General features: G+C 66.5%; 7 protein-coding genes. 6 read left to right on the top strand and 1 reads right to left on the bottom strand.

The features are described from left to right. Nucleotides 1–49: 49 nt before the first annotated feature. Nucleotides 50–2,209 (top strand): MMPL family transporter, encoded by a 2,160-nt coding sequence (locus tag G3I17_RS03140; RefSeq protein WP_164593697.1) that lies wholly within the window; start codon nucleotides 50–52, stop codon nucleotides 2,207–2,209. On the opposite strand, the gene G3I17_RS03145 is transcribed toward G3I17_RS03140, so the two are convergent. After that, nucleotides 2,107–2,697, bottom strand: a complete 591-nt coding sequence (locus G3I17_RS03145; protein WP_164593699.1) for a hypothetical protein — start codon at nucleotides 2,695–2,697, stop codon at nucleotides 2,107–2,109. The genes G3I17_RS03140 and G3I17_RS03145 overlap by 103 nt on opposite strands. A 350-nt stretch (nucleotides 2,698–3,047) precedes the next feature. On the opposite strand from G3I17_RS03145, the gene G3I17_RS03150 reads away from it, so the two are divergent. The 5 genes from G3I17_RS03150 to G3I17_RS03170 all read left to right on the top strand — a co-directional run bounded on the left by G3I17_RS03150 (nucleotide 3,048) and on the right by G3I17_RS03170 (nucleotide 21,283). Beyond that, a complete protein-coding gene (locus tag G3I17_RS03150) occupies nucleotides 3,048–6,602 on the top strand; it encodes a choice-of-anchor D domain-containing protein (RefSeq protein ID WP_239062094.1) in 3,555 nt (1,184 codons plus the stop codon). 46 nt (nucleotides 6,603–6,648) lie between these two features. Then, entirely contained in the window at nucleotides 6,649–9,402 is a 2,754-nt protein-coding gene (locus G3I17_RS03155; RefSeq protein ID WP_164593701.1) for a carbohydrate-binding protein, read from the top strand. 108 nt (nucleotides 9,403–9,510) lie between these two features. Continuing rightward, the gene (locus G3I17_RS03160) at nucleotides 9,511–10,737 is read left to right on the top strand and encodes a glycoside hydrolase family 6 protein (protein WP_164593704.1); all 1,227 of its coding nucleotides are present in this window, start codon (nucleotides 9,511–9,513) and stop codon (nucleotides 10,735–10,737) included. A 188-nt stretch (nucleotides 10,738–10,925) separates the two neighbouring features. Beyond that, the gene (locus G3I17_RS03165) at nucleotides 10,926–15,236 is read left to right on the top strand and encodes a LamG-like jellyroll fold domain-containing protein (protein WP_164593706.1); all 4,311 of its coding nucleotides are present in this window, start codon (nucleotides 10,926–10,928) and stop codon (nucleotides 15,234–15,236) included. Beyond that, nucleotides 15,233–21,283, top strand: a complete 6,051-nt coding sequence (locus G3I17_RS03170) for an RHS repeat-associated core domain-containing protein (protein WP_164593708.1) — start codon at nucleotides 15,233–15,235, stop codon at nucleotides 21,281–21,283. The genes G3I17_RS03165 and G3I17_RS03170 overlap by 4 nt, the downstream gene beginning before the upstream one ends. Nucleotides 21,284–21,329 lie beyond the last annotated feature (46 nt).

Here is a 21,329-nt window from a genome sequence, read left to right on the forward strand (position 1 = left end):
TGGTTCTGCACAATCGTTGCTACGACTCCCTGCCTGGAGGCAGACCGACATGTTCTATCGCATCGGGCGCGCCGTCGTCCGCCATCCCATCTGGACGATCGTGGCATGGGTGTTCATCGCGGCCGCGGTCGTCGCCACCGCGCCCAGCCTGCCGTCCAACAGCGACCAGAGCAGCTTCCTCCCGAAGAGCTATGAGTCGATCCAGGCTGCGGAGCTTCAGCAGACCGCCTTCCCCAGCAGCTTCACACCGTCCGCGATCGTCCTCTACCAGCGCGCTGACGGCGGCAAGCTCACCCCGGCTGACCTGAAGGACGCCGCGGGGATCACCACCCAGCTCGGCGCCAAGAAGATCGACCAGGTGCAGCAGGTCGTGCCCGGCCCGCCGTCGAAGGACGGCCGTTACGTCATGGGTCTGGTCTCGATGAACTCCGAGAACCAGGGTCAGCCCAGCCAGCTCGACGCCGCGAAGACGCTGCGTGCCGACGCCAAGGAGCTCGCGAAGGGCACTCAGCTGGACGCCAAGCTCGGTGGCTCGGCGGCGCAGGGGCTGGACCAGCAGGAGTCGTCCAACCGCGCCAATGTGCTGACGTTCGCCGGTACCTTCCTGATCATCCTGATCACGCTGCTGATCATCTTCCGCTCGCCGATCCTCGCGCTGCTGCCGCTGGTCGTCCTGCTGGCGCTGGTGTCCACCACGGCGAACGCGTTGATCGCCGACGCCTCCAAACTCTTCGGGCTGGAGGCGAACAGTTCGGTCTCGGCGCTGTTGATCGTCGTACTGCTGGGAGTCGGCACCGACTACTACCTGTTCCTGATGTTCCGGTACCGGGAGCGACTGCGGGCCGGCGATGAGCCCAAGCTGGCCATGATCAACGCGGTCGGTCGGGTCGGCGAGGCGATCGCCTCGGCAGCCGGTGCGGTGATGATCTCGTTCCTCGCGCTGCTGCTGTCCACGCTCGGCTTCCTGAAGCAGATGGGCCCCGCGCTCGCCATCAGCGTCGCGGTGACCTTGATCGCCGCGCTGACGCTGTTCCCGGCGATCTGCTCGTTGATCCCGCCTCGTGCGCTCTTCTGGCCGTCGAAAGCCTGGCGCACGGAGCCCGCCAACGCGCGCTTCGCGGCTCTCGGGCGTGGAGTGCAGCGCCGCCCCGGCCTGTACGCCGTTGTCTCCGGCGTGATCATGGTCGCGCTGGCGCTCGGCACGCTCGGTTTCAAGGCCACCTTCGACCTCGCGGCCGGTTCGATGCCGCAGACCAAGGAATCGATGGTCGTCCAGACCCAGATGCAGAGCGCCTATTCGGCCGGTGCCGCGGAGCCGACGTCCGTCCTGGTCACCTCGACCGGCGGCGGCCCGATCGATCAGGCGGCCCTGCCGGCGTACGGAGCGAAGCTCAGTGCGATCTCCGGCGTCGCGGAGGTCTCGCCCGCCGAGCTGAGCAAGGATGGCAAGACGGCGAACTTCACGGTCACCTTGAAGTACGGGTCGGCCACTGATCAGGCGCTCGAGGTGATCGGCGACGTGCGCAACGTCGCGCACGCCGAGGCACCGCCGGGCTCGAAGGCGCTGGTCGGCGGCATCACCTCGATCTTCAAGGACATCAACGCAGCGGTCAACCACGACTACCGCACGGTGTTCCCACTGGCCGCGCTCCTGATCATGGTCATCCTCGGCTTGCTGCTGCGCAGTGTCGTGGCCCCTTGGTACCTGATGGCCTCGGTGGGGCTCGGCTTCGCCGCCACGCTCGGGGCGACCGTACTGATCTTCCAGAAGGGCCAGGGCCATTCGGGGCTGATGTTCATGCTGCCGGTGATCATGTATCTGTTCGTGGTTGCCATCGGCACCGACTACAACATCTTGATGATCTCCAGGCTCCGGGAGGAGGCGCGGGAGGGCCGCGAGCCACGCGAGGCGGCCAGTATGGCGGTGCGGCACGCCGGCCCGACCGTGGCCGCGGCCGGGTTCATCCTGGCGGCCACCTTCGCCACCTTGATGCTGGCCGGCAACTCGCTGCTGACCGAGATGGGGTTCGCCGTCTCCTTCGGCATTGTCGTCGCCGCGTTCGTGATGGCGATGTTCTTCACCCCGGCCCTGACCGCCCTGATCGGTCACGCCGCCTGGTGGCCTGGCCAGCAAGACCGGAAAGCACCGGCCGCCGCGGCAACGGTGGATTCCGACACCCGACCGCTCGACCTCTCGACGAAGAACTGACAGAAACCCCAGCCGCGACTACTTCGGCAACTGCCGAAGTAGTCGCGGTCAGTCGTGGCGGGGGAGTAGGTGCGCCTTGAGTGAGACGCGGACCGACGTGACCGTCTCGGGCAACCACCCGACCACTCGCGAACGGCTTTGCCGGTCTTCAGGTCCAGCGCGGCGAACAGGCCGTCGCCGTACCCGTCCCGATAGGCGGGCCCGCCGAGCGCGAAGGCGCTCCCGCTGAGGAGCTCGTCCACTGCGTAGTCGCAGGTGCTCCAGCGCTTCTTGGCCGCCGCGAGGTCGACTAGGGCGGTACAGCTGCCGTCATCGGCCTGCGAGACGATCGACGCCGCGAGCTGGAGGTCCGACGACACCGCGGACGGCGTCGGTACGGCATTGATCGGCTTCGGTGCATCGTCGCCGGCAGTCCACTTGTAGAGGGTCTGCTTCTCGCTCTTGGACGATGCGCTGAAGTAGATCTCGCTCCCTTGGACCGCGTGCACGATCGGTCCGTGCTCACCCGTGCGCTCCAGCGAGTACTTCTCACCGCTGGCGTTGTCGCGCCAGGTCAGCGTGAAGCGAGGAAGTTCGCTGCCGTCCGCAGCCCTGCCAGCTTGATGCTCCGATTCATGGTGCCCTCCGAAATGAGTCCTCAGTGTGTCGTACGGAGGGCTTTGATGATCGGCGGACACGATCGGTTCACGACACCGGCGAAAAGCCTCCGGCGGCGGCATCGTCTATTTCTTGCAAAGATCGATCGGGATATTGCGTTGATGTAACTGTGGCGTTACGGTCTGGCCAGCACCGTCCCCACCGCTCGGCGACTACCGCCCCTGTCGAGAGTGAGCAGCGCATGTCCCGGTCAATCGAATCCTGGAGTGGGAAAGCCCGCGTCGGCGTGCTCGCCGTCTGCGGTGCACTGGTCGCCGCCAGTCTTGCCGTCATGGCGGCCGTGCCGGCCTGGGCTGCTGCGTCGGGTGGCGTCGGCGCCACTTTGCCGTACGTCGAAGTACAGGCCGAGAACTCGGCTACCAACGGGACCGTCATCGGACCGAGCGCCGCCTACAACACGCTTGCCGCCGAGTCGTCCTATCGCAAGGCGGTGACGTTGCAAGGCACCGGCAAGTTCGTCGAGTTCACGACGCCCACGGCGACGAACTCCATCGTGTTCCGCTACAGCATCCCGGACACCGGGACCGGGTCGGTCTACACGCCGCAACTGTCGCTGTACGTCAACGGGACCAAGGCGCCCAACTTCACCCTGACCAACGCGTACAGCTGGTACTACGGCGGCTACCCGTTCACGAACTCGCCGGGGAGCAACCCGCACCACTTCTACGACGAGGTCCATCGGCTGTTCCCGACCACCTACCCGGCCGGCACGAAGTTCCGGCTGCAGGTCGACGCCGAGGACACCGCTTCGTCGTACACGATCGACTTCGCCGACTTCGAGAACGTCGCGGGCGCTCTGACCCAGCCGGCCGGCTCGGTCTCGGTGACCAGTACGGGCGCGGACCCGACGGGCGCAGCGGACTCCACTTCCGCGTTCAACTCAGCGATGACCCAAGCCGGCGCCGGCGGCACTGTGTGGATCCCGGCGGGGACGTTCAAGATCCCGGGTCACCTGATCCTGAACAACATCACCATCAAGGGCGCGGGGATGTGGCACTCGACCGTCGTCGGTGCGGCGCCGGGCTTCTACGGCAACTACGCGCCCAACGCCAGCAGCGGTGTACACCTGTCGGGCTTCGCCATCTTCGCCGATGTCCAGGAGCGCAACGACGGCGCCCAGGTGAACGGCATCGGTGGGGCACTGAACAACTCCACCGTGGACCGGGTGTGGATCGAGCACGAGAAGGTCGGCGCCTGGATGGACGGCCCGTTCACCAACCTGGTCTTCAACGGCATGCGCATCCGCAATGTGACGGCCGACGGCGTCAACTTCCACAACGGCGTCACCAACTCCAGGGTCACCAACAGCGATCTGCGCAACCTCGGCGACGACGGCCTGGCGACCTGGGCCGAGCAGAACGCCGACGTCAACGACTCGTTCGACCACAACACGGTCCAGTACCCGATCCTTGCCAACGGCATCGCCATCTACGGCGGCCACGACAACTTCGTCACCGACAACCGGGTGATCGACGCCGGCCTCTCGCAGGGCGGCGGAATCCACGTCGCGCAGCGGTTCGGCTCGACCACGCTGGGGCGCACAGACGTTCTGCGCAACACGATCATCCGGTCCGGGGGGCTGGACCCGAACTGGCAGTTCGGGGTCGGCGCGCTGTGGTTCGACGCACGGGACGGCGCGATGACCGGCCTGACCAACGTCGACAACCTGCTGATCCAGCAGAGTCCGTTCGAGGCGATCCAGTTCGTCTCGGGCTCGAACATCAGCAACGTCAAGATCAACAACGCGACGATCCAGAACACCGGTACCTGGGTGGTCCAGGAGCAGGTCGGCGGCTCGGCGACCATCACCAACAGCACCGCCACCGGCACTCAGGCGCCCGGACCGATCTACAGCTGTGGCGTCGGCTTCACCCTCACCGACGGCGGCGGCAACTCGGGCATCTTCGGTGCCACCCAGTGTCAGAACCTCACCGCGCCGGCCTTTCCGCCGTACCTGCCGGACAACGGATCGCAGATCTCGATCAGCCCGACCGCGCTCAGCTTCGGCTCCACCGCGACCGGTTCGTCGAGCGCGCCGCAGGCCGTCACCGTCACGAACAGCGGCACCGCGGCGGCGCCGGTCGGCTCCGTCGCGATCACTGGTGACTATGGTCAGACCAACAACTGCGGCACCAGCATCGCGGCCGGCGCCTCGTGCACGGTCAACGTGACCTTCAGTCCGACGGCGGCGGGCGGTCGAACCGGAAACCTGACCGTCACCGCCGCTGGGGTCACCAACACCGTCCCGCTCTCGGGCACCGGCGTCGCGCCCGGGCCGATTCTCACCCCGAACCCGAGCAGCCTGTCCTTCCCGGACACCGCGGTAGGAAGTTCCTCGTCGACTCAAGCTGTCACGGTGACCAACTCCGGTACTACGTCGGCGACCGTGTCAGGCGTGACCGCCACGGGAGACTTCAGCCAGACGAACAACTGCGCGAGCGTCGCGGTCGGCGCCTCCTGCACGGTCACCGTCACGTTCCGGCCGACGGCGTCGGGAGCACGTACCGGCGGCGTGACCTTGACCAGCAACGCCAGCCCGGTCTCGATTTCCCTGACAGGTAACGGGATCGGGACCGACACCAACCTCGCGCTCGGCAAGCCGGCCTCGGCGAGCAGTCAGGTCAACGGCACGCAGCTTCCAGCCACGGCGACGGACGGCAACGCGAGCACCTACTGGGAAAGTGTCAACAACGCCTTCCCACAGTGGCTGCAGGTGGACCTCGGCGCGGTCCGCAGCATCGGCAAGGTGACGCTGAAGCTTCCACCGACCACGGCATGGGGCACGCGCACGCAGACGTTGTCGGTCCAGGCGAGCAGTGATGGGTCCACCTTCAGCACGCCGGTCGCCTCCGCGACGTACACCTTCACCTCGCCCGCCAACGTTGTGAACATCACCGTTCCGGCAACCAGCGCCCGCTATCTGCGGGTCAACATCACTGGCAACAGCGGTTGGCCCGCCGGGCAGGTATCGGAGTTCGAGGTGTACCCGAGCGGTGGCACCCCGATCAACACTCCGATTCTGAGTACGAGCCCGTCCTCGCTCACCTTCGCGTCGCAGGCGCTCAACACGACAAGTGCCGCCCGGGCGGTCACCGTGACCAACACAGGCGGCCTGGCCGCCTCGGTCTCGAGCATCACGGCTTCGGGGGACTACACGCAGACCAACAACTGCGGCAGCATCGCGATCAACGCCTCCTGCACGGTCAACGTCAGCTTCCGGCCGGTCGCGTCCGGGACTCGTACGGGGACGTTGACGATCAACAGCAATGCGACCAACGGCCCCACCACAGTCGCGTTGTCCGGTACCGGCGCTGGTGCCACCAACACCAACCTCGCCGCGGGCAAGCCCACCAGCGAGTCCAGCCACAATGACGTCTACCAGTCGGGCAACGTGACCGACGGCAACCAGGGGACGTACTGGGAGAGCGCGAACAACGCCTTCCCGCAGTGGGTACAGGTCGACCTCGGCTCCGCCAACAGCGCCGGCCGGATCGTCTTGCAGTTGCCTGCCGGATGGGGAGCACGCACCGAGACCCTGTCCGTCCTCGGTAGCGCCGACGGCACAACCTTCAGTACTGTCGTCGGATCCGCGACCTACTCCTTTGCCCCTGGCAACAACAACACGGTGACCATCACCTTCGCCCCGGCGACCGCGCGCTACTTCCGGCTGAACCTCACGGCGAACACGGGGTGGATCGCAGGTCAGATCTCCGAGTTCCAGGTCTGGAACTCCTAGCCAGGAACACGCCACTCCCGACCCTGTGCAGCCAGAGAGGAAGACCATGCGCCCTGTTCCGCCCCGCCGACTGGCCGCCACCGTCCTGACGATCATCTCCATTACGGCCGTACTCGTCACGCCGGCCGCCGCCCATCAGACCGCTGGGAACACCGCCGACGCCGTCGCCGGCGCCACTGTGCCGTTCACGAGCTACGAAGCCGAGGCCGGTTCGCTCGGAGGCGGCGCGACCTCGGTGTCGCTGACCGCCGCGCCGACGACGCAGTACTCGAGTCCTTCGCTGGAGGCATCCGGGCACGCTTACGCCCACCTCGCGGGCACCGGCCAGAGCGTGCAGTGGACCAACACCACCGGCCGCCCGATCAGCGCGGTCACCGTCCGGCTGAGCATCCCCGACAGCGGTAGCGGTGGTGGCCAGACCAGCACGCTGAACCTCTACGTCGACGGAGGTCTGCGCCAGGCGCTCAACGTCAACTCGAAGCAGACCTGGCTGTACGAGGGCAACAACAACTACAACGGCAACAGCCAGAGTCCCTCCGACGGCAACCCGCGGGTGTTCTTCGACGAGACGCGCACCTTCGTCACCGGTACGCCGATCGCCGCGGGCAGCACGTTCACGTTGCGCAAGGACGCCGGCAACTCGGCTGCCTTCTACGACGTCGACGTCGTCGACGTGGAGAGCGCGCCGGCTGCCGTTGCCCAGCCCGCCAACTCGATCTCCATCACCGACTGCGGCGCGGTCGCCGACAACACGCCGACCAACGGTGCGGCCTCCCCAGCGTCGGTCGACAGCCGGGCCGCCATCCAGAACTGCATCAACCAGGCGCAGTCGCAGGGCAGAATCCTGTGGATCCCGGCCGGCACCTTCTACGTCAAGGGGACGCAGGGTCTGCAGGCCCAGGGCATCACGATCGCAGGTGCGGGTGCCTGGTACAGCACGATCTACCGCGACGTCCCGCTGCCGAACAGCACTCCGCTGCCCGCGTTGTGGGGCCTGAACTCGACCACGATCCAGAACTTGCACGTCGACTCCAATGCGACCAGCCGCGCCAGCGTCGACGGCGCGGGCGGCTCGATGGACATCACCGGAACGAACTGGGTGGCCGACGGGATCTGGACCCAGCACACGCTGTCCGGCTTCTGGGCCTCCGGCGCCGGTGGCACCATCCGGAACAACCGCCTCACGACGATCTGGGCCGACGGCGCCAACATCAACAACGTCTCGATGGGCAACTCGGTCGGCAACAACCTGACCATCACCAACAACTTCGTCCGTGGCACCGGTGACGACGCGCTGGCGATCAACTCGGTCAACTACAACGACATCGACGGTACGCGGGTCTTCTACACCCCGATGGCGAACGCGGTGCTGACGAACAATACGTCGATCGCCCCCTGGGGCGGCAAGGGCATCGGCGTGTACGGCGGCAGCGGTCATCGGATCGACAACAACTACGTCTCCGACACCGCCCGCTACATCGGCCTGGGCCTGGGGCGTTTCGGTGTCAACGGCAACGACCTGCTGTCGGCCACCGTCACCGGCAACACCGTGGTGCGCTCCGGTGGAAATGCGTACAGCCAGGGGCAGCCGGCGTTTCACATCGGGAATGGCGGTGACGGGCAGAACGTCGGGGTGGTCGACCGCGTCACCGCGACCGGCAACACCATCCTCAACTCGGTCTACGACGGCATCGGCTTCTCCACCTCGACCAACACCCAGCTCCAGAACAACACCGTCACCTCGCCGTGGCGCAACGGCATCGTCGTCGCACCGCCGTTCTATCCCGCTCCCTCCGGATCCGCGACGATCACCGGCAATACGGTCAGCGGCGGTGGTACGCCGTTCATCAACAACTCGGGCGGGTTCACGGCGTCCCTCAGTGGCAACAGTTGGCAACAAGGTGGTTCGCCCGAAGGGCCGTTCGCCGGTACGCCGGCCGCGATCCCCGGCACTGTGCAAGCGGAGAACTACAACACCGGCGGCCAGGGCGTCGCGTACAACGTGGGCTCGGTCAACGGCAGTGCGAACAGCTATCGCGCCGACGGCGTCGACCTCGAGTCCACTTCAGATACCGGCGGCGGCTACAACGTGGGCTGGACCAGCAGCGGCCAGTGGTTCCACTACACCGTCAACGTCGCCACGGCCGGTACGTACAGCGTGGCGATGCGCGTCGCGACGCCGGCCGCGGTGACCAACGCATTCCATCTGGCCAGCGCTTCCGGTACCAACCTCAGCGGCAATGTCAGCCTCCCATCGACCGGCGGCTGGCAGAACTGGTCAACCGTCACCACTCAGGTGACCCTGCCGGCCGGGCTGCAGACTCTGACTGTCTACCAGGACAGCGGCGGCTGGAACCTGAACAGCCTGCAGTTCACCAGTGGGTCGACGACCACGAACCTGGCGGCGGGCAAGCCTACCGGCGAGTCCTCGCACAGCCAGGCCTATGCGTCGGGCAACGTGACCGACGGGAACCAGTCGTCGTATTGGGAAAGTACGAACAACGTGTTCCCGCAGTGGACGCAGGTAGATCTCGGCTCCGCTCAGTCCGCGAGCCGGGTGGTGCTGCAGTTGCCCGCTTCGTGGGGGGCGCGTGACCAGACCTTGTCGCTGCTCGGGTCGACCGACGGGAACACCTTCACGACGGTGAAGGCCGCCGCGGCGTACACCTTCTCGCCCGCGGCGAACAACACGGTGACCGTGACCTTCCCCGCGTCGACCCAGCGGTACTGGCGAGCGACCATCACCGCAAACACCGGCTGGCCGGCTGGACAACTGTCTGAATTCCAGATCTGGACCTAATAGACAGCGACGCAGATTCGCCACCTTGGGGGGTTTGTTATCTGGTCGTTATCTACTAGTGTTCGTCGCTGTCGCGGGGATAGGCCGCGCGTTGAGCTGGGAGATGAGATGCGACTGCCACATACACGGCGGTCCAGGGCAGTGGTCGCGATTGCCGCGACCTGCGCGACCGCCGTCGCCGTCGCCGGAGTGACGGTGGCCCTGGGAAGAGGCGGTGACTCGGACCTGTCCGCAGGTACGACGCCGGCCGGTAGCGGGGCGGGCGGCTCAGACCCGGCCTCGACCGGGGCCAGTACGAAGCCCACGGTCAGCAGGCCGTCGACCGGTCAGCCCGCCAGGTCATCGACCCAGCCGGTCCGCAAGCCGCCCAGCCCCTCAGCGGCGAAGCCCTCGACAAAACCGACCACGAAGGCCACCGCGAAGCCCACGAGCAAGCCGCCGACGAAGCCGGACCCGATCCCGCAACAGGGCAATCCGCTATCGCAGACCAGCGGCTTGTACGTCGACCCGCAATCCGAGCCGGTCTACTGGGTCGGCGCGCACGGTGGTGACTCGCGGCGGGCCATCATCAAGGCCGGGATCGCCGATCGCCCGATCGGGCGCTGGTTCAACGGTGATGGCGCGGACGCGTCGGACGCGCGGGCCTACGTGTCGGCGGCGTCGCGAGTCCGCAAACTCCCGGTGCTCGTCTTCTACCACCACCCGGAGCGCGATTGCGAGGCCGGCGAGGGGGCTGCGAGCGCTGCGGCGTACCGGTCATGGATCGACTCGATGGCCGCGTCGATCGGCAAGCGTCCCGCCGTCGTCGTCCTGGAGCCGGACGCGCTGCCCGGGCTCGACTGCCTGAGTTCGTCGGCGCAGACCACCCGGCTGTCGCTGGTCAGCTACGCGGTCGAGCGGCTGCGGTCCTCCGCACCGAACACCTGGACGTATCTGGACGCCGGCCACGACGACTGGAACCCGGCCGCCACGATGGCCAAGCGGCTCAATGCCGCCGGCATCGCGCACGCTCGCGGGTTCGCGCTGAACGTGTCGAACTACCAGTCCACCGCCCGCAACGTCAGCTACGCCCAAGGCGTCAACGCGGTCCTTGGCTCGGCCAAACACTTCGTCATCGACACCAGCCGCAACGGCAACCCGCTGAACGGCGACGACTGGTGCAACCCGACCGGCCAGCGAGTCGGCGCCGCACCTCGTACCGGGGGTGCCAGCGGCCTCGACCTGCAGCTCTGGGTCAAACCACCAGGCGAATCCGACGGCGACTGCGGCCTCGGCACCGGCACCGAGGCCGGCGACTTCAGCCCCGCCATCGCCATGAAACTCCTAGGCCACTAGGGCGTTAGTGAGCGAGTTCACTAGCTACACCCTGAGGCCTCTTGTGCGAGTGGCGCTCTCTCGCGGCATCCAACAGCGCTCAGAAGCCGATGTGAAGTCGCCCTAGTTCACAGTCGTCCCACATTGAGTACGAAAGCTTCGTCGCTTCCGGTGCGACCGGTTCGTCTCGGTGCTGGGGAGGTACTGGGATGAGACGTAGTGTCCTTGCTGCTGCGCACGTGATCGGCATGATCGGGTCGAGCCTGTTCGGTGTGTCGAGCCCGACGGCTGATGCGGCCGGATCGCATCCGGCTGCGTCGAAACCCGGGCCGGTCGCCGCGACGAGTGCCGCACGTCCGGCCCGCTCTGCACAGGCCTCGTCGCCGAGTAGTGGCGCGTCCGCGGCGGAACGCGCCGCGTCGGCGCAGGCTCACGCGAGTGGGCGGCGCGTCGAGGTCGTTGCGAAGCGCAACGAGTCGACTGAGACGTTCGCCGAGCCGAACGGCACGTTCACGGCCGTGTTGCACGCCGGGGCCGTACGGGCCAGGACGCCACACGGGTGGGCTCCGATCGACACGATCTTGCAGCGCCGCGAGGACGGTACGGTCAGTCCCGGCGCAACAGTAGTGCCCATGGCGTTCTCCGGTGGCGGCTTGACACCGCTGGTGCGACTGGGCGGTGCCGACAAGCACGTCGAACTCGTCTGGCCGACACCTTTGCCGAAGCCGACGCTGTCCGGCGATACAGCGACGTATGCCGACGTCCTGCCGGGTGTTGATCTGCGCCTGAGCGCCGGCTCAGGCGGCTTTCACCAGGTAACCGTCGTCAAGACCCGCGCGGCAGCCGGCGATCCGAGAATTGCCAAGTTGCAGTTCGGTCTGCGCACGACCGGCCTGACGGCTCGTAGCGGCAACAATGGCGCGTCGGATCTGGTCGACAGTACGGGCAAGGTCGTCTTCTCATCTCCCGCGCCGCAGATGTGGGATTCGGCGGGTGAGAGTGCCGCGGGCGCTCGCCTCGCCGGCAACCACACTGCGGTCGGACGATTCGAGTCGACGAAGGACACCATCACGGTGCTGGCGGACCAGCACCTGTTGAGCGACCCGGCCACGGTGTTCCCGGTGTCGATCGACCCGGACTGGTGGGCTCCTGCGGCCGGCTGGGCGAAGATCTTCTCCGGTAAATCGACGACGTCCTACTGGAATGGCGGCATGGACGTCGAGCCGGCAGGCTCCCGGTTCGCCGGCCAGAACCTCGCGAAGGTCGGCCAGTGCTATGCCGCCGCCGGCGGCTGCAACGGCATCGGTGCCGCACAAAGCTTCTTCCAGTTCGACATCACGGGCCTGCACGGTGCCAAGGTGATCGCTCAGGCCGGGGTGACGACGGGTGCGGAGTTCAACGCGCACGAGGTCTATGCGCCGACCTGCACGCCGCCGGCCGGATCCAACTTCGCGATGGACCTGTACCAGGCGAGCTTCGACGGCGCCCAGGGATACACCTGGGCCAATCGGCCGTGGACCGGCCTGCCCATCGGTGCACCCCGCTGGGAAACACACGGCTATTCGTCGTCGTGCGCAGCGGCGTGGGTCGGTTGGGGCGTGGGCGACTGGGTGCGCTACGCCAACGACAACAGGGCGCGCTTCGCGACGTTCATGCTCCGTGCGAACAACGAGAACGACCAGTGGGGCTGGAAGAAGTTCGACGGTTACCAGTTGCTGGTGCACTACGACTGGCCGCCGTACCAGCCGTCGAACCTGTCGACCTCAGCCGGTACGAACACGCTGCCGTGCTCGGGTGAACAGTTTGTCAACAACGCAACGGGCGACATCACCTTGCGGGCGACGGCCTCCGACCCCGATGCAGGTCAGACGATGTACTTGAACTTCGAGTGGTGGGATCGTTCGCACACCACCCAGCTCGGGTACAACCACCTCGGCCCGCAGAGCAATCCGTCCGTGTATACCGGCAAGATTCCCAAGGGATCGTTCGCGAGCGGCACGAAGATCTCATGGCGGGCCATCACCGGCGACACGATCATCAACGGGCCGTACTCGGGCTGGTGCGACCTGACCATCGACAACGACGCGCCGGCCGCGCCGACTCTGACACCAGACCAATTACCCACCGTCCGCGCAGGCGAGTCGATGACCGTCACGGCTCGCGCACCGGACGGCGGGGACACGGCCACGTTCCGCTATGGCGTCACGCAGGGCGGCACTTGTACGACGACGACGTCTGTGAACGCGGCGCCGCTCGGAGGCTCCGCAACCTTCACCGTGACCCCTTTGGCTCCATCGCTGTCGTGGAGCCTCTGGGTGGAAAGCATCGACCGGGCCAACAACCACAGCAGCTGCGTACGGCGTGATTTTCGGGTCGATCCCGGTACTGCGGCAGTGGCGCACTGGCCGTTGGACGGTGATGGAACCACTAGCGTCCCCGACAGCTTGCATCACCATGACGGCACGGCCGGCGGCACCACTGGATGGGCCAACGGCCGGCTCGGTGATGCGCTCAACTTCGACGGCGTGACCGGGAGCGTCTCGACCTCAGGCGGTGCAGCGGTCGACACCTCGCACTCCTTCAGCGTGTCGGCCTGGGCCCGATTGGACGCCTTGGACAACACCTCCCGCTCGGTGGTGAGCGAGGACGGCAACGACGTCAGCGGGTTCTTCCTCGACTACCGCGGCGATACACACAAGTGGGCGTTCTGGATGCCGAAGTCCGACTGCAGTTCCTGCGGCGGGGACTTCGTGGTGGCCAGCCCGCAGCTCGGCGTTTGGACGCATCTGGTCGGCGTCTACGACGCGACGCGTGGTCAGATCTCCTTGTACGTCAACGGGACCCTAGCCGGCACAGCGGCGCACACTACGCCGTGGCAGGCTACCGGAGCAGTGCAGCTGGGCCGCTCCAAGTACTCCGGCCGGCCGGCCCAGTACTGGTACGGCGGCATTGACGAGGTGCAGCTCTACGACCGGGTGCTGGGCGACCTGCCGTTCGTCACGGGCTCGAGCGAGGAAGCCATGCGGAGCGAGATCGATCGGTTGGCCGGCCCGCCCGTCGAGCAGGCCTCCTACTCGTTCGATGAAGGTGCCGGTCTGAAGGCCGGCGACGGGTCGGGCAGCTACCGCACCGCGACGCTCACCGGCGGCGCGAGCTGGACGACGACGGCACAAGCTCGGCTCGGCAACAGTGCGCTGCGGGTCAACGGCTCGAACTATGCCGCGACGAGCGCGGCGCCCGCCGTACGGACCGATCAGAGTTTCACAGTCATGACGTTCGCCAATCTCGCCGTCGCGGACGGCGCTGCTGAGTCGATCGTGGGTCAGGACGGCCCCCAGTCCGAGGGATTCAGCCTGCGCTACTTCGGGGGCCGGTGGTCGTTCGGCCTGTCATCGGCCGATGCGCCGAGCCCGACGATCATCGAGGCGACGTCAGACCCGGCCAAGCCCGCCACCATGCCCGACGCAGGCCACTGGATGCACCTGACCGGCGTGTATGACGCCGGTGCCCGCCAGGTACGGCTCTATGTCAACGGCGCGCTCGTCAACACCACCGACGTACCCGCCGGAACCTTCATCTCGAACGTGCCCGGCGGGGTGATCATCGGGCGAGCCAAGCGCGGCGGCGTGGCGACGCGCTTCTTCAACGGCTCGGTCGACGAAGTGCAGATCTACAACGGGGTGCTGCCCGATCGGCAGATTCGCGATGCGAGTGCCCGGCAGGTGCCGCGTGAGCCGTCGTTGCTCGAGGGAGCGTTCGAGCGATTCGCGAGCCATGACGGACGCCATTTCGTCGGCACCGGACCGCGACCGCCCGGGTTCCATCTGGAGGGTCCACTGGGCATACCGGCTTTGCCTGGCCCCAATACGCGGATGATCTTCTCCTGCCGCTACTCCAGTGGTTACTTCCTGGATTCGTCGCCGACGTGCTCGAACTACGAGGTACTGGGCGCTGCTGGGCTCATGTACACCAGCCCGCCGACCGGGGTGCCCTACGCCGCCGTATATCGCTGCCTGACGCTCGCGAACAGTGATCACTTCGTGTCGTTCGATTCGACTTGCGAGAGCACCCCGGACAAGGTTCGTACTGAGTTTCTCCTTGGCTACACGAGGCTCTATGCGCCGCTCGTCCGGTACGTCGGACCCGATGGCGATCACTGGTCCAGTCAGCACGGCGGCGGGATGCCTGCGGCGTACGCGCCTGAAACGCGGCTCGGCTACGTGTCGATGGGCGGCATCGGGTCCGCGCCGATGCTGGAGATGTGCCGGACGGGCAGCGGCGACGAATTCCTCTGGACCGGCACCGGGTGCGACGGCCAGACCGCTCTCGGGATGTCGACCGGCTGGGTATGGACCACCCCACCCGACCCACAGCACCCGCAGAACAACGCGCAGCTGTTCGCGTGTCAGGGCAATGACGGTGAGCGGTTCGAATCGCTCGATGAATTCTGTGAAGGCGCACCCGATGCCGGTGTTGCGCTCGGCTACGTGATCCTCGACCCGAAGGACGGTTCGTCATGAAAGCTCGCCGGCCGATCGCTTCCTGTACCGCGCTGATCGTGGTGTTGGGACTCGTCAGTGTCGTCCCACAGACGTCGGCGAGTGCCGCAACGTGGCCGCCGAGCCAGCCAGACGCGCCGCATCTGGTGAAGGACTTTCCCGTCCCGGTCAAGCCCCGGCCGGTTGATCCGGCCACCGTGGCCGCCGAGGCGACCACACCCCGTGCGGCGTCCTGGCCGGCCGCCGGTGCCGTGGACGTGACGCTCGGGGCTCCCGCCTCCGGAGCCGTCGCTTCGGCGCGTGCCGGAGGGTTGCCGCTCCGGTTGGGGGCACCGACCCGCACCGTCAGCGGCGGCACTGCTCTGCCCTCGAAGGTGCGGATCGAACTGCTCGATCGTGCGTCGACGCAGAGGCGGGGTGTGGACGGGCTGTTGCTTCGGCTGCGCCGCGCCGATGGCGAGGTGTCGACTGCCGCAGTATCGCTGACGGTTGACTATTCAGCGTTTCGCCAGGCCTATGGGGGCGACTGGGCCACGCGGTTGAGACTCGTCCGGTTGACCGACCATGGTCCGGCGCAGGTGCTGCCGACGAAGAACGATCTGGCCGGCGCGCGCCTGTCCGCTGACGTCACCGCAACCGCAGCGGACACGACCTATGCCGTCACCGCGGCTCCGAACGGGCAGACCGGCGATTACAAGGCAACCTCGTTGGCGCCGGCGGGTAGCTGGGCGGTGTCGACGCAGTCCGGAGACTTCGCGTGGAGCTATCCGATCACCGTCCCGTCGGCACCGGGTGGGCTGGCACCGACCCTGGGTTTGTCGTATTCATCTGGTTCGGTGGACGGCCACACGGCAGCCACGAACAACCAGCCGTCCTGGGCCGGTGAGGGCTGGTCGTTGTGGCCCGGCTCCATCGAGCGCGGCTACAAGTCCTGCGCGGACGACATCACTGATCCGGCGAAGAAGACCGGCGACGAATGTTGGGGCGGCGACAACGCAACGATGTCCCTTGCCGGTCAGTCGTCCCAGCTGGTCTACGCCGGCAACGACACCTGGCGGCCCAAGAGCGACGACGGGTCACGCATCCAGCACGTCGCAGCCGGTGATGCCGACGGCTACAACAACGGCGAGTCATGGAAAGTGACCACGACCGACGGCACCCAGTACTTCTTCGGGCGTACGACGGCGTCAGCGTGGACCGTGCCGGTGTTCGGCAACGACGCCGGCGAGCCCTGCAACCACGCCACCTTCGACACGTCGTCCTGCCAGCAGGCCTACCGGTGGAACCTCGACTACGTCATCGATACGCACGGAAACACGATCACCTATACCTACGCGCCAGAGACGAACAACTACTCGCGCAATCTGAACGGCGCGGCGCCGGCCCGATACGTCCGCGGCGGGGTCCTGCAGAGTGTCGAGTACGGCGGTCGCGTCGGTGAGCATCCGCTCGCGCAGGTCTGGTTCGACTCCGTCGAGCGAGGCGGCCCCGACGTACCGACCGATCAGGCGTGCGCCGACGGCGCGAACTGCGGCAGCCGCTACTCGCCGTCGTTCTGGTCCACCAAGCGTCTCTCGACGATCACGACACGGGTGTGGGACGGGGCTCGGTACCTAGACGTCGATCGGTGGACGCTGCGCCATTCCTACCCGGCCAACGATGACCACACCACGGCATCCTTGTGGCTCAACGGCATCACGCACACCGGCCTGGCCACCGCCCCGAACATCACCCTGCCGGAGGTGAGCTTCGACGGAACACAACTGCCCAACCGGATCAACTCTGACACCGATGGATTGTTGCCGCTGGACAAGTGGCGGCTGTACAGGATCAACACCGAGTCCGGCGGCACGGTCTCCATCAACTACGTCGGCAGCGACTGCTTGCCGACCGCGCTGCCCGTAGCGGCGACGAATACCAAGCGCTGCTTCCCGGTGACCTGGACCCCCGAAGGTAACCAGTTGACCCATGACTGGATGAGCAAGTATGTCGTCGGCACGGTCAGCGAGGAGGACCGCGTCGGCGGGCAGCAGACACAGTCGACCAGCTACGACTACCACCTCGGTACTCCGGCGTGGCACTTCGACGACAACCCCCTGGTGCCCGAGATTCGGCGCACCTGGAACCAGTACCGCGGTTTCGACAAGGTAGTGGTCATGCATGGCGACCCGGCCAAGGGCCCGCCGTCCGCGACGCAGTTCACCTACTTCCGAGGGATGAGCTTCGACCACCAGCCGTCCGGAAGCCGCGGCAACGTCTGGGTCGTCGACTCGCAGAATGCGAGGTTCGACGACGCCGAGCAGTGGCGGGGCTTTCTCCGGGAGAAGATCACCTACAACGGCGTGAATGGCCCGGTCGTGAGCAGCGACATCATGGATCCGACGCAGGGCGGCCCGACCGCGACGCAGGGTTCGCTGAAGTCTTACGTCGTGCAAACCAGCAAGGTACGGACACGCACGGCGGCGCCCACGCTGCCCTCGGGCTGGCGCACTACCGGGGTCGACACGACCTACAACGCCGAGGGTCTGCAGATCACCTCGAACGACCTCGGTGACGTCGGCGTCGGCACCGATGACCAATGCACCACCACCACCTACGCACGCAACGACTCAACCTGGCTGATCGACCTGCCCGCAGAAGTCAAGGTCGACGGCGTCGCCTGCAGCCAACCCCGCACCTACCCGCTTGACGCGATCGCTGACGAGCAGACCTTCTACGACAGCGACGCCAGCACCGCTCCGGGCGCGCCACCCACGACCGGTAACGTGACGAAGACCAAGCAGCTCAAAGCATATTCGGGCGCCACGCCGACCTTCGTGACGACCAGCACCGGCACCTTCGACAGCTACGGCCGCGCGGTCAGCAGCACTGACGCGCTAAATCGCACGAGTACCACCGCATACACGCCAGCGGCGGGCCTCCCCACTACGACCACGGTCACCGATCCGGCAGGCTTTGCCACGACGACCGGCCTGGATGTGCGACTCGCTCGACCGACCGCTGTCACCGACGCCAACCAGAACGTCAGTTCGCTGGCCTACGACGCGCTCGGCCGGCTCACCGGTGTGTGGCTGCCCGGGCGCAAGATATCTGACGGTCCCAATACCCGCTACACCTACGACGTCCGCAACAGCGGGCCGAGCTCGGTGGCGACCGACTCGCTCGCACCCAACAACAATTACCTGACCAGCTATGCGCTCTATGACGGCTTCATGCGCGCCCGGCAGACCCAGACACTCGGCAACGGTGGACCGGGCAAGCCTCCGGTACGGGTCCTGACCGACACGCTCTACGACTCGCATGGGCTCGCCTTCCAGAACAACGGCCCCTACTCCGATGCAGGTACGCCTGGCACGTCACTGGTCGGCATCGCCGACGTCGAGGTTCCATCGCGCTCAGTCACGACGTTCGACGGCGCGGAACGACCTACCGATTCGGCGCTGTTCTCGATGGCCGATCCGAATCCCCTATCCCGCACACACACCGCCTATTACGGCGATCACGTCGACGTCACCCCACCCACTGGCGCGACTCCGACCTCGACGTTCACCGACGCGCGGGGGCGAACCACGCAGTTGTGGCAGTACCACGGCGGAACACCCAGCGGCGAGCACGACGTCACGATGTACACGTACAACAAGGCCGGGCAACCCGACACGCTGACCGACACGGCCGGCAACCGGTGGAGCAAGACCTATGACCTGCGCGGGCGCAGGATCGCCGCGGTCGACCCCGACGCGGGCAATTCCACCTCGACCTACGACGACGCCGGTCAGCTGACCTCCACCACCGATGCGCGCGGCGTCACACTCGCGTACACCTACGACAAGGTCGGTCGTAAGACCGAAGAGCGGCAGGGCGTGGGTGGGCCGCTGCTGGCGTCGTGGACCTTCGACCCGGTGATCGGCGGCGTGCCGGTCAAGGGTCAGCTGGGCTCCTCGACCCGCAAGGTCGGCAACGACCTCTACACGACGACGATCACCGGCTACGACGCCGGATACCGGCCGACGAGCAAGACCTTCACGCTTCCGGCCAGTCAGAGCCAGCTGGGCACCACCCCCTTTGCTTATAGCTACAGCTACAAGCCCGACGGCAGCCCCGCCACCGTCGACGTACCCAGCCTGCCCGGCGCAGCAGCGGAGAAGCTGACCTACTCCTACAACAGCCTCGGCCAGCCCGTCACGATGTCCAGCGCTACGACTACCTATGTGCATGACGCGGCCTACACCGCGACCGGGCAGCTGTCGCAATACCAACTCGGTACCGCCCCCAAACAGGTCGCGGACACGTTCTATTTCGACCGGGCCACAAGCCGCCTGATCGAGTCGAAGGTCGACCGCCAGGGAGCGGCTGGCCCGATCTCGGACCAGTTCTACAAGTACGACCCAGCCGGCAACGTGACGTCGATGGCCGACACAGCGGTGGCCGACAACCAGTGCTTCGACTACGACGCGTTGCGCCGGCTCACCGAAGCATGGACGACCACCACGGCCAGCTGCGGCGCACCGGGAGGTCTTGTCGGCGGCCCAGCCCCGTACTGGACGTCCTACACCTACGACGCGATCGGCAACCGGCTGTCCCAGACCGCGCACAGTACCGCTGCGCTAACCGGCACTAACAGGGCCACGACCTACAACCATCCGGCAGCGGGCCAACCCCGTCCACACGCGCTCACCTCCGTCAACGGCGCCGGCCTCTCTGCGACCACCACCTACGCCTATGACCCGGCCGGCAACATGATCAGTCGTCCAGGACAGACCCTGACCTGGACGCCCGAGGGCAAGGTGGACACGATCACGACCGCGGCCGGCACCACCACCACCAACACCTACGACGCCGACGCCAACCTGCTTGCAACGAGCGACAGCGCCGGCAGCACGCTCTACCTCGACGATGCCGAGTTGCACTACTCGAAAGCTACCAACAAGCGGACAGCGACCCGGTACTACTCCTTCGGCTCGATCACAGTCGGGGTACGAGCTGGCTCCGCGCTCACCTGGTTGATGGCCGACCATCACGGCACCGACTCGCTCTCGGTCGACAGCGCCTCGCTCGCGACGACTGCGCGGCGCACCGATCCGTTCGGCAACCCGCGGGGCACCACACCACCTGCCTGGCCCGGTGATCGCGGGTTCGTCGGCGGTGTGAATCAAGCCGGAGTCGGCCTGACCCACCTCGGCGCCCGCGAGTTCGACACGCAGACCGGCACGTTCCTATCCGTAGACCCGGTGATGGATCCGAACAACCCGCAACAGCTGAACGCCTACGCGTACGCCAACAACAACCCGACCACGATCAGCGACCCGTCCGGCACCTTCTACTACCTCGAGAACGACGGCAAGAAGACCGCGCCATCGGCAGCAGCGACGAAGAGCGTCGCAGCTGCGGACCCGGTCCGCCGTGCCGAGCGAAAAGACAAACGGTTCGCCAGCGGCGGCAACCGAGACATGATCCTCATCCAGAATCGGAACACGCCGGCACCGGTTCCCGTCGACTGGGCCTGCGCCACCGGAAGCGGGATGTTCTACGGAACCGACCATTGCGGCCCGGACAGCGTGCGGCGCGCAGACAAGATCGTGAAAGACCGGTATGACGATTACCTTGAGAGAAGGGAACACCAGTCGGTGTCGATTTGCGCCTCGGCCGGATTCGCGCTTATCGCAGGCCTGTCCGCCGAGGGCTGCCTATCCTTGGACGTACACGGCGTAACGGCCAACGGCAATATCTCGGCCCAACTGAATCCGAAGATTGGCTTCTCGGCCGGCCTCGACGTTCGGGGCAGCACCAACGACGCTGCAGGCGCGAATCGCAACCCAGGCGCTGTGCGAGTCGAGAAGACAGTCGTCCCCGGGGTCAAGCTCGGACGGTACAAGACGGGATCGGTCAGCGTGCAAGTCAACTACAACCCAAACACCGGGGAACGGAACAACACAGTAAAGGTCGGCCTCATCGGTACGGACTTCGGCGATATACCTGAACTCGGCTTCGGAAAAGTCCCGGGGTACCTTCCGAACACCGTCAAGTATTCCCTTTTTGCCGGCAACACGGGATACATCTTCCGATGGTGATCCGCCGCCACGGTGGGGAGCGTGGAGATCGGGGGCCCCAGGTCAT

The organism is Streptomyces sp. SID13031 (assembly GCF_010548305.1).
Taxonomy (GTDB): Bacteria; Actinomycetota; Actinomycetes; order Propionibacteriales; family Kribbellaceae; genus Kribbella.

Excerpts from the sequence above, each read along its gene's own strand:
- G3I17_RS03165 (WP_164593706.1), top strand. The coding sequence starts at position 10,926 with ATGAGACGTAGTGTCCTTGCTGCTGCGCACGTGATCGGCATGATCGGG.
- G3I17_RS03155 (WP_164593701.1), top strand. The coding sequence starts at position 6,649 with ATGCGCCCTGTTCCGCCCCGCCGACTGGCCGCCACCGTCCTGACGATC.
- G3I17_RS03140 (WP_164593697.1), top strand. The coding sequence starts at position 50 with ATGTTCTATCGCATCGGGCGCGCCGTCGTCCGCCATCCCATCTGGACG.
- G3I17_RS03170 (WP_164593708.1), top strand. The coding sequence starts at position 15,233 with ATGAAAGCTCGCCGGCCGATCGCTTCCTGTACCGCGCTGATCGTGGTG.
- G3I17_RS03160 (WP_164593704.1), top strand. The coding sequence starts at position 9,511 with ATGCGACTGCCACATACACGGCGGTCCAGGGCAGTGGTCGCGATTGCC.
- G3I17_RS03150 (WP_239062094.1), top strand. The coding sequence starts at position 3,048 with ATGTCCCGGTCAATCGAATCCTGGAGTGGGAAAGCCCGCGTCGGCGTG.